This is a genomic window from Coriobacteriia bacterium, from assembly GCA_034370385.1.
Lineage (GTDB): Bacteria > Actinomycetota > Coriobacteriia > Anaerosomatales > PHET01 > JAXMKZ01.
In genome coordinates, this window is the sequence record JAXMKZ010000054.1 from 1 (window position 1) to 8,550 (window position 8,550).

The 8,550-nt window shown below is 61.9% G+C and carries 13 protein-coding genes; 11 read left to right on the top strand and 2 right to left on the bottom strand.

Going from position 1 to position 8,550, the window contains the following annotated elements:
* Window positions 1–193, top strand: a 193-nt coding sequence (locus U1E26_11415) for a hypothetical protein (protein MDZ4170243.1), incomplete at its 5' end; no start/stop codon positions are given.
* A gap of 267 nt (window positions 194–460) precedes the next feature.
* On the opposite strand, the gene U1E26_11420 is transcribed toward U1E26_11415, so the two are convergent.
* Together U1E26_11420 and U1E26_11425 are read right to left on the bottom strand one after the other, a co-directional pair.
* Complete coding sequence (locus U1E26_11420; GenBank protein ID MDZ4170244.1) at window positions 461–1,453, bottom strand: hypothetical protein; 993 nt, start codon at window positions 1,451–1,453, stop codon at window positions 461–463.
* A 26-nt stretch (window positions 1,454–1,479) separates the two neighbouring features.
* Window positions 1,480–2,949: a DUF6345 domain-containing protein gene (locus U1E26_11425; protein ID MDZ4170245.1), complete on the bottom strand. Its 1,470-nt coding sequence runs from the start codon at window positions 2,947–2,949 to the stop codon at window positions 1,480–1,482.
* Window positions 2,950–3,186: 237 nt separating this feature from the next.
* Between U1E26_11425 and U1E26_11430 the strand changes: the two genes are divergently transcribed.
* The 10 genes from U1E26_11430 (at window position 3,187) to U1E26_11475 (ending at window position 8,537) form a co-directional block, all read left to right on the top strand.
* Complete coding sequence (locus U1E26_11430; protein ID MDZ4170246.1) at window positions 3,187–3,804, top strand: DUF2726 domain-containing protein; 618 nt, start codon at window positions 3,187–3,189, stop codon at window positions 3,802–3,804.
* Between the two features lie 110 nt (window positions 3,805–3,914).
* Window positions 3,915–4,547, top strand: coding sequence for a cold shock and DUF1294 domain-containing protein (locus U1E26_11435; protein ID MDZ4170247.1), 633 nt, complete (start codon window positions 3,915–3,917; stop codon window positions 4,545–4,547).
* Between the two features lie 112 nt (window positions 4,548–4,659).
* Window positions 4,660–5,055 (top strand): DUF1801 domain-containing protein, encoded by a 396-nt coding sequence (locus U1E26_11440; protein ID MDZ4170248.1) that lies wholly within the window; start codon window positions 4,660–4,662, stop codon window positions 5,053–5,055.
* A 174-nt stretch (window positions 5,056–5,229) separates the two neighbouring features.
* Complete coding sequence (locus U1E26_11445; protein ID MDZ4170249.1) at window positions 5,230–5,517, top strand: type II toxin-antitoxin system Phd/YefM family antitoxin; 288 nt, start codon at window positions 5,230–5,232, stop codon at window positions 5,515–5,517.
* Window positions 5,514–5,939, top strand: a complete 426-nt coding sequence (locus tag U1E26_11450; protein ID MDZ4170250.1) for a putative toxin-antitoxin system toxin component, PIN family — start codon at window positions 5,514–5,516, stop codon at window positions 5,937–5,939. The genes U1E26_11445 and U1E26_11450 overlap by 4 nt, the downstream gene beginning before the upstream one ends.
* A 272-nt stretch (window positions 5,940–6,211) precedes the next feature.
* The gene (locus tag U1E26_11455) at window positions 6,212–6,577 is read left to right on the top strand and encodes a hypothetical protein (protein MDZ4170251.1); all 366 of its coding nucleotides are present in this window, start codon (window positions 6,212–6,214) and stop codon (window positions 6,575–6,577) included.
* A gap of 188 nt (window positions 6,578–6,765) precedes the next feature.
* Window positions 6,766–7,440 carry a DUF6232 family protein gene (locus U1E26_11460; GenBank protein ID MDZ4170252.1) on the top strand — a complete coding sequence of 225 codons (675 nt, stop codon included), beginning with the start codon at window positions 6,766–6,768 and terminating at the stop codon, window positions 7,438–7,440.
* Between the two features lie 183 nt (window positions 7,441–7,623).
* Window positions 7,624–7,914 (top strand): type II toxin-antitoxin system RelE/ParE family toxin, encoded by a 291-nt coding sequence (locus tag U1E26_11465; GenBank protein MDZ4170253.1) that lies wholly within the window; start codon window positions 7,624–7,626, stop codon window positions 7,912–7,914.
* A gap of 11 nt (window positions 7,915–7,925) precedes the next feature.
* Window positions 7,926–8,216, top strand: coding sequence for an addiction module antidote protein (locus U1E26_11470; protein MDZ4170254.1), 291 nt, complete (start codon window positions 7,926–7,928; stop codon window positions 8,214–8,216).
* Window positions 8,217–8,225: 9 nt separating this feature from the next.
* The gene (locus tag U1E26_11475; protein MDZ4170255.1) at window positions 8,226–8,537 is read left to right on the top strand and encodes a hypothetical protein; all 312 of its coding nucleotides are present in this window, start codon (window positions 8,226–8,228) and stop codon (window positions 8,535–8,537) included.
* Window positions 8,538–8,550: the final 13 nt, after the last annotated feature.

The following is an 8,550-nucleotide window of genomic DNA, read 5'->3' on the forward strand; positions in this document are numbered from 1 at the left end:
GATGTACCCGCCGGCCATCGCCTTCATCGAGCGCAAGCGCTCCGAGGGGATGAGCAACCGCGAGGCGCTCAGATGCCTCAAGCGGCACATCGGCAGAGTGATCTTCAGGACGATGCTCAGGGCTGAGCAGACCCGCTCGGAGCGAATGATCCATGCAGAGTTCGGTGCCCGAGAGGTCGCCATCGCAGTGTAGAGTTGACATAGGAGCAACAGCGGACGGCGCGAGCGCTCTATCATGCAGAGAGCGCATGATCGGAAGTCATTGACCGCCGCTCATACCTAACACGTTAGGCGTATGAGGGGAGTCGCCGGGCGCGGCGCCCATGCGCTTCGCCGCAATCCTCTCCATTGCCGAACGCGAGTTCCCGGGCCGGTTCGCCTGACCTGGCAACCGCCTATGTAGGGGAAGCGGTTGGCAGGCGGTCGCCGTCGACCTGGCGTGGAGGCCGGAACCAATGTGCTACTGGCGGTAGCGCCCATCGCTCTTTGTGATCTCAGTCTGGACCTTGTCGGCGTTAACACGCGTGCCAATGAGCGATTTCAGGGCCAGTCGGTCTGCCGTGTCCAATTCGTAGAGGTCAGTGCCCAGACCGAGTCTCCCCGCACCGATGTCGTACGTGACGGTTTCCTTCTCGCCACCGGGCAGCGCGAACTCGAAGACACAGCCGTAGTCTGTTCGCTGGTGAGAGTACTCGGATGCGAGTTCGGCACGGAGAACGGCAGCCTTGACCCGCGCGGCCTCCTCCGTCGTCAGGGCATGGCGAACGGTCGACCCGCGCTCGAGCAGCGTGGCGGATTCGGCTTCACGTAACGCGGCGCGATTCCACTGCCTGTAGCTCACCGCATCTCGAAGGAGCTGGGCAAGGCGAGGGCTTCGAGTCTGGTAGTAGACCGCCGCATCCGTGCTAGGCCCGCTGCTATAGCCGTAGTTCGTGAGCAGAACGGCGTCCCCCGCACCGAACCGCAGGTCGATGACGCTGTGCTCTCCTCCGCCGATGTCGGCGTCCAGATACAGGTAGGAGTCCAGCTGGGAGACACGGGTGTCATCAGTGCCGGGCTTCATCGAAGCCGACTCGATCGCGCCGATCACTTCTCTCAGGTCGCCCTGCGGCACTTCAAGTGGACTGCCCGCCATGCAGCCGACTGCGGCAGTCACGTCGCCTTGCGGGAGGGTGAGGCGACCCTTCCGAAGGCGCACCGAGGCGTCTGGCCGCTCAGTCCCTCTCAGCTCGATCACAGGGATCTGGAAGGGAGCCGTCACCGTCGTCTCGGCTGTGACCGCAGTTGCCGAGGTTGTCCCGGGGCCGCCCGAAGTGGCGGCTGCTGACGCCCCCGCGCTGCCGACAGAGGCTGCGGTCTCCCAAGGCTGACTGGCTCCCTCGCAGCCGGCCGTTGCCGAGGTCATCAGCGCCAACGGCACCATCAGCAGCACACCACTTCGTGCGATTCCCATCTTCACATCACCCCGTATGCTCTGTGCTAGCGGTAGCTGAGATCCCCATCCATGCAGTCGATGGTAGCCAAGCCATAGGGCGTCTTGTACTCCCAGGCGGGTCGATACAGGCCCGAGTCAGCATCCAGAGCGAAGACCAGTTCTGCATCGGAGGGGACGGACGACGCGGCCGTCATGGACTTGTCTAGTTTGGTGTACCTGCCTTGCCTAATGGCCTTGTCTCGGACCTTGTGTCGCTTCTTGGTGTCTGCAACAAGGATGTCACGTGCAGCGGATGCAGTCATGGGCTCCGCCGATAGCGGGACCTCTTCGAAGTCGGCCCAGGTCGCGGCAGCGAAGTTCAAGCCGGCATCATCAACGATAGCGACGAAGCGGTTGTCAGGGACCCTGATCCCCTTGTACGAGCCCTCGAAGGACAGAGTGTAGGCGACGGGCAGTTCGATCTCCTTGTCAGCCCTGCCCTCGAGATTCACTTCTGCCATGACCACCGGACTGACCTCGTAGCCGTCGCGCGGAACATCTGAGGGTGACAACCCGTCGACTGACTGTTGCAGCCACGAATTGCAGAATGCCGATGCGCTCTCGGTGGTCGTGCGTGAGAGGGGAATGCCCTTGATCTCGGAAGCCGACAGTTTGGTCTGTCCGAAGGAAACGTATGACTTGCGCTTGGCGGTATCGGCGAACTTGATGCTGCGGGGTCTGGCTTTGAGGGCGAAGGCGGGGACGGTCTTCGCCGCCGCGCTGCTGATTCGAGGCTGGCTAGTCCCGTTCGGGTAGGCGTTCGTGAAACGCAAGATACTCGTGCTGCTCGCCCCTGGCCGCGGATAGGTCGAACCCGGAAATCCCTCGAAACGAGAGTACTGGACGCTGCCACTGTGCGTCAGCACGCAGTAGTTTGCCTTCGTAGTCGAGCTGTAGGCGGTGTTCGCTTTCATCCACGCCGACTTCACCGACTCGCCGTTCTTCATCTCGTTGATGGCCGTCTGTGCGATGATGTAGTCGCCTCCAGAGCCAGGGGCGCTTTCGTGATACCCGGCAATGACCCTCAGGCCCTGTGAGCCAACCATTGAGTTGGCGTACCGCGCTCTCGGGTTGGTGCCCAAGCCATCCAGCTGGCGGCAGGCGGCCAGGAACACGAACTCCAGATTCCCTCCCACCCACCTCTTCGCCAGTGTCGGTCCATGGTATCCGACTCCGTTGTCCCCCCAAATATTGCCGCTGTTGTCTCCATGGCTCGCCCAGTACTTGACTGCCAGGTCTTTCCTGTCGAAGGACGTGTAGACGATCCCGCTCTTCAGCTTCAGCTCTGATGGTGGTGAGATCCCGTAGGCGGCAACCTTGCTCTTCACGCCGTCGTAGAACACCTTGGCGTCAGAAGTGCTGTAGTTGTTGCACTCGTAGGCACCCATCGTTTTGCCGGCCGCAAGGCCCGACGCGGGAAGCACCGCAGCCGAGGCAAGGCAACACGCAAGCAGCACAAGGAAACGCTTTCGCATATCAAACACCCCTCCCAGTAGTCCCCATTGCCGGGAGGATACGGGGGGGGGGATTCGTGTGTCAACACGTGCGGCGGCGCCTAACCAGGGCATCAACCTGACGGCCAGAAGCGTCACGGTTGACACCGCAAGCGTTCGGGCCGCAGGTTATGCCCAAACACGTTCGCCACAACCAGAGACTAGGGGAGTCACTTGGCGAGCAACGGGAATCCAGGGTGCCTTGGTGCGCTGTTCGGAATGAAGGGAACACCCGATTCGGCGCCAACGGTTGGCGACCTTCCGTATCGGCTGCGTGACGATTTCCTGTCACCTGCCGAGTTGTCCTTCTATCGCGTGCTGGTGACCGCGATTGGTGGCACCGCGACCGTCTGCCCGAAGGTGAATCTGAGCGATGTCCTGTTCGTCGCGCGGCCAAACGAGAACCAAGGTGCACGCGGACGAATCTCGCAGAAGCACGTTGACTTCCTCATCTGTGATTCCGCCACGATGCGGCCCCGTCTAGGCCTCGAACTCGATGATTCCAGCCATCAGAGGGCCGATCGCCAGGCTCGGGACGAGTTCGTGGACGCTGTGTTCGCTGCTGCGTCGCTGCCGCTGGTTCACGTTCCGGTGCGCGCTTCGTACGCGCCAGCCGATATCGCAGCGCTTCTGAGCCCGCATCTCAGTCAGGGCGGTCCGGCTGCCGCGCCAGCGGCACCGCCGACCGCAGTGTCAGTGACTCCCTCGGCAGCACCCGTATGCCCAAAGTGCGGCATCCCGATGGTGTTGCGCACTGCGGGGCGTGGCGACCGTCAGGGTGAGCAGTTCTACGGGTGCACCAACTATCCGAAGTGTCGTGAGACAGCCAAGCCATAGGTGCTTGCGTGTGGCTAACAAGCGCTTCCAGCCGACGTCGCCAGTCCTCGGCTACCATGTCAGTCAGCGTGCGCGGCTGAAGCGCAACAACGTTAGTCAGAGAGATCGCAATGGCGGAACGGGGTAGGCTCACAGACTGGAACGACGACCGGGGCTTCGGCTACATACAGCCGCTCGACGGTGGACCAACGGTGTTCGTTCACGTCAGCACCTTTCCGCCCAACAGGCGCCGCCCCATCGTCACCGATCTGCTTACATACGACGTCGGAACGGACGATCGTGGCCGCGCTCGTGCTGCGAACGTGCACTTCCTCTCAGCGGCGGGTCCTCGATCGAAGGCTAATCCTGCACAAGCCGCCCGACCATCGGCACCAGCTTCGTCTGCGCTTCGTCCCGTGGCACTCGTGGCGGGCGGGTTCTTGACACTTACGTGCCTTCTCGCAGCCGTCGGTGCCGTCGCGTGGGTCGTACCCGCCGTCTATGTTGCGATGAGCGGTCTCGCGTTTCTCACCTACGGGTCAGACAAGTTGGCCGCGGAGAGTGGCGACAGGCGAACCGGCGAAGGGACGCTCATCGGCCTGGGACTCATCGGCGGATGGCCGGGGGCGCTAGTTGCGCAGGAGTTCTTCAGGCACAAGACTCGGAAACAGCCGTTCCGGACGTTGTTCTTTGCCTCCATCGCCGCGAATGTTGTGCTTCTCATCTGGATTGCGACAGCCATGCGGATCGCTGCCCTCTCCTGACTAACAGGCGCATCCACGCGGACGGCACGCCCCGTCGGGTAGACTCGGGCGGGGAGCGCTCGCGCGCGTGCCGCCGGTGATGCGCGAAGACGTTAGATGGAACGGAGCCATTGTGGGCACGGATGCACTCGATACCTTTCTGGGCGGTGCCAGGCCTGACGCAGGACCCATCATCGTCGAGATAGATGCTGCCATTCGCTCCGTGGCTCCGCTCGACAGCGCGATCAAGTGGCGCCAGCTCCTCTACGGCCTCGACGGCGACTTCCACCATTGGATCTGCGCGATTGCCGTCTCCAAGAACCGGGTCACGCTCAACTTCCACTTCGGCGGTCTTCTCGCCGATCCCGAAGGGGTGTTTCGGGCGGGTACGAGCAAGTTCATGCGCATGCTCGACTTCGACACGCCTGAGAGTGTTGACGCTGAGCTCATTGCTCGCCGGGTCACTGATGCTCTGGAGCAACTCGAGTATTTCAAGGCCAACTGGAAGCGAATCCAGGCGGAGGGTTAGCGTCCGCGGTCCATCTAACAAGCGCATCAGCTGACGGCCAGAAGGTAGACTCGTGAAGTGAGGCGCATCGGCCGCAGCTGATGCGCAACAACGTTAGGTGTTCTCGCCACAATCGTTCGGTGATTGAAACGCGTGACAATTGTGTATACACTTGTTGTCACGAAGGAGGTCACCATGAAGTTCGTCAGCGTTAGGGACCTGCGCGGGAAGTCGGCCGATATCTGGAGGCAACTGCCCGGCGAAGGTGAGATGGTCGTTACCAGCAATGGTCGCCCCATCGCAATACTCTCCACAGTCCAGGAATCGAATCTCGAGGAGTCGCTGGCCGCAATCAGGCAGGCGCGTGCGATCGAGGCGGTCGCGTCCATTCAGCGGCGTTCGGCACAGGCAGAGACGGATCTGTTGACGGATGCCGACATCGAGGCTGAGATCGCTGCCGTTCGGCGGGTGCGCAACCGGTGAGGATCGTCCTCGATACCAATGTCCTCGTATCGGGGCTGTTGTCTCCGTTCGGGCCGCCGGGTGAGATTCTGCGGATGGTCACGTCGGGAGCGGTCACACTCTGTGTCGATGCCCGCCTGCTTACGGAGTACGCTCAGGTGCTGGCTCGACCCCGCTTCGGCTTCGATTCCGACGCCGTGTCAGCACTGCTCTACTTCATCGAGCACTCCTCGGTCACCGGTGCAGCTGAACCCCTTGTGGTCCGACTGCCGGACGAAGACGACGAACCGTTCCTTGAAGTGGCCATTGCGTGTTCGGCCAGACACCTTGTGAGTGGGAACCTCGTCCATTTTCCGGCTGAGGCGCGGTGCGGCGCCTCGGTGCTGTCTCCTCGAGAGTTTCTCGACAGCTATCGGTCTGCAACGGAATCGCGAGACACCTAACCGGGGCATCAACCTGACGGCCAGAAGCGTCACGGTTGACACCGCAAGCGTTCAGGCCGCAGGTTATGCCCATAGACGTTAGATGCAGTCTGATGACCGGCTCTTTGGCAGGAGGTAGGGTAATGCACGTCAGGTGGCGGATTCTCTTGTTCGTACTGGCTGTCGCTGTGCCCCTCACATTGATAACCGCATGCTCATCCTCGTCCCCCTCTTCAGGTCAGGCGCGCGCCACTCCGAAGGAGGGGGAAACCCCCTCTGATGCGCTCGTTCAGGTGGACTCGCAGAGCAATGGAACGCTCTCCCACGTCAACCTAATGCCGGCGGACGGTGGCGTCGCATTCGCGCCCGAGCAGCGTGCGATCGAACGGCACTGGCAGATGGTCTACGTCGGAATCCACGATCATGCTCAGGGTGTGAGGACGGTACTCGTCGTCCCGATGTGGTACGACGAGCGCACGAAGTTCTCGGGATCGCCCGGTTTGGACTTTGGCGATACGCTCAGTGAAGCCACCACGCACCCAGAGTGGGCATGGGACGAAGCGGGGACGACCGATATCAAGTTCCACCTGCAAGATGAGGTCTTCTACCTAGACGAGGTGAGTAGGCCCGCGGACAATGCGTCCGACCCTAATCGGTGACGCGTGCGACGCATCTAACGAGCGCATCGAGCAGACGCGCGCGAGGTAGACTGACCAGAGAGCGCATGGCGCGCAGCTCATGCGCTGGACGTTCGAAACAGCCACTAATGCGTGCCCCTCGCTCAGACCCATACGGTCTGCCATCATGGAGTGGATACTGATCGCGTCGATTGATATCTGGGGGCGGTATGCCTGAGGTTGAGTACTACTCGGGGAAGAACCTAGTGGTCACGAGCGCGAAGCTGGCACACAAGGACTCGACGTATCCTGTCTCGGCCGTGACAGCGGTGAGCGTATCGAAGATACCCGCAGAGGAGTCCGAGGCGCATCAGAGCGCGATGGCTCTCGGGGCAGGACTCGTCGTCGCAGGTCTGGCAATGATGCTGATCGGGGTGCTCAATCTGCCTGACATGCTGTTGCTCGCATTGTTGGGACCAACAGTGGCAGCCGGCGGCGCGTTCCTGGCGTCGTGGGGGCACAAGGCAGACACCAAGTCCGCCAAACGGAGAGACGTCACTGTACAACTCGCTTCGGGGAGATCCTTTTCCGTTCGCGCAGCCGACCCTGCGGTTGCCGGCGTCATTAAGCACGCGATTGAGACCGCAATCACCGCCCGCGAAACGGGCTCTGGTGGGGCATCCGTGGCCGACGAACTTGAGAAGCTTTCCGCCCTTCGCGCTGGAGGGGTGCTGACTGCGGAGGAGTGGGGGCGAGCGAAGGATCTCTACCTGGGCAAGCGTCCCGACAAACGTGCGGATGCCATCGTTCAGATGAAGAAACTCTACGAGCTACACCAAGACGGGGTCCTGTCTTTGTCTGAGTTCAACTCCAAGAAGTGGGACATCCTCATACGAACCGACTAGGCACACGTTCATCCGTACGACGTAGCTGCGTTTCGAACAAGCGCATCCAGCTGACGGCCAGAAGAGAGACTGACCTGGAGGCGCGTCGGCCGCAGCTGATGCGCACGACGTTAGAACGAATCACACAGCCGTCTGCCGATCACCCCGCTTGCCAGCGCGTATCCTATGGGATACACTCTCAGCATGATCGAGATTCGACAGACTGCGGAGTACAAATCGTGGTTCGAGAAGCTGCATGATCTGCAGGCCAAGGCGCGCATCCTTGCTCGGATCCGTCGGCTCTCGCTCGGCAATCTTGGCGACATCAAGCCGGTCGGCGAGGGTGTGTCGGAACTTCGCATCACGTACGGGCCCGGCTACCGCATCTACATCAAGCAGCAAGGCGAGGTTCTCGTCATCCTGCTCGTCGGCGGCGACAAGTCGAGCCAGAAGCGCGACATCGAGCGAGCCAAGGAGCTCGCCCGGGATTTGTGAGGAGGCCTGCAATGGCGAAGACCAAGACCTATACCACCTCTTGGGACCCCGCGAAGTACCTCGACTCTGATGAGGCGATCGCGGCCTATCTCGATGCTGCCATAGAGGAGGACGATCCAGCGTTGCTCGCCGCCGCCCTCGGTGACGTCGCCCGTGCCAAGGGGATGACGGAGATCGCGCGCGAGACCGGGTTGGGACGCGAGAGCCTCTACAAGGCGCTGTCTTCGGATGGCAATCCCGAGTTTGCCACCGTGCAGAAGGTCGTGCGCTCGCTCGGCCTCAAGCTGCACATCACGGCATAGGAGTCCGCAATGGCGTGGGGAAGGACAAAGACGGAGCATTCCGGGCCCAAGAGGGGCAAGGGGTACTGGGGCCGGAAGGCTGAGGCCAAGAAGGCCAGCAACCTGACAAGACGTCGCGAGGACCACGAGGCCGCCGACGCTGTGATTGAGCAGGCGCGCGATGGAGCGGACGCGTTCGTGGCTCGCGCTGCTCGGTGCGTATTCCGCTCCAAGCCGATCACCCATTCCGCCCGAAGCCGATCACTGATTCCGGGGCAAGCCGATCACCTGTTCCGCTCTGAAGCCGATCACTTTCGGCCCCCTGAGCGGAATCGGGCGTAACGCTCATCAAGCG

Coding starts and splice junctions, on each gene's coding strand:
- U1E26_11425 (MDZ4170245.1), bottom strand. CDS start 2,949: ATGCGAAAGCGTTTCCTTGTGCTGCTTGCGTGTTGCCTTGCCTCGGCT.
- U1E26_11435 (MDZ4170247.1), top strand. CDS start 3,915: ATGGCGGAACGGGGTAGGCTCACAGACTGGAACGACGACCGGGGCTTC.
- U1E26_11470 (MDZ4170254.1), top strand. CDS start 7,926: ATGGCGAAGACCAAGACCTATACCACCTCTTGGGACCCCGCGAAGTAC.
- U1E26_11430 (MDZ4170246.1), top strand. CDS start 3,187: ATGAAGGGAACACCCGATTCGGCGCCAACGGTTGGCGACCTTCCGTAT.
- U1E26_11445 (MDZ4170249.1), top strand. CDS start 5,230: ATGAAGTTCGTCAGCGTTAGGGACCTGCGCGGGAAGTCGGCCGATATC.
- U1E26_11465 (MDZ4170253.1), top strand. CDS start 7,624: ATGATCGAGATTCGACAGACTGCGGAGTACAAATCGTGGTTCGAGAAG.
- U1E26_11475 (MDZ4170255.1), top strand. CDS start 8,226: ATGGCGTGGGGAAGGACAAAGACGGAGCATTCCGGGCCCAAGAGGGGC.
- U1E26_11460 (MDZ4170252.1), top strand. CDS start 6,766: ATGCCTGAGGTTGAGTACTACTCGGGGAAGAACCTAGTGGTCACGAGC.
- U1E26_11420 (MDZ4170244.1), bottom strand. CDS start 1,453: ATGGGAATCGCACGAAGTGGTGTGCTGCTGATGGTGCCGTTGGCGCTG.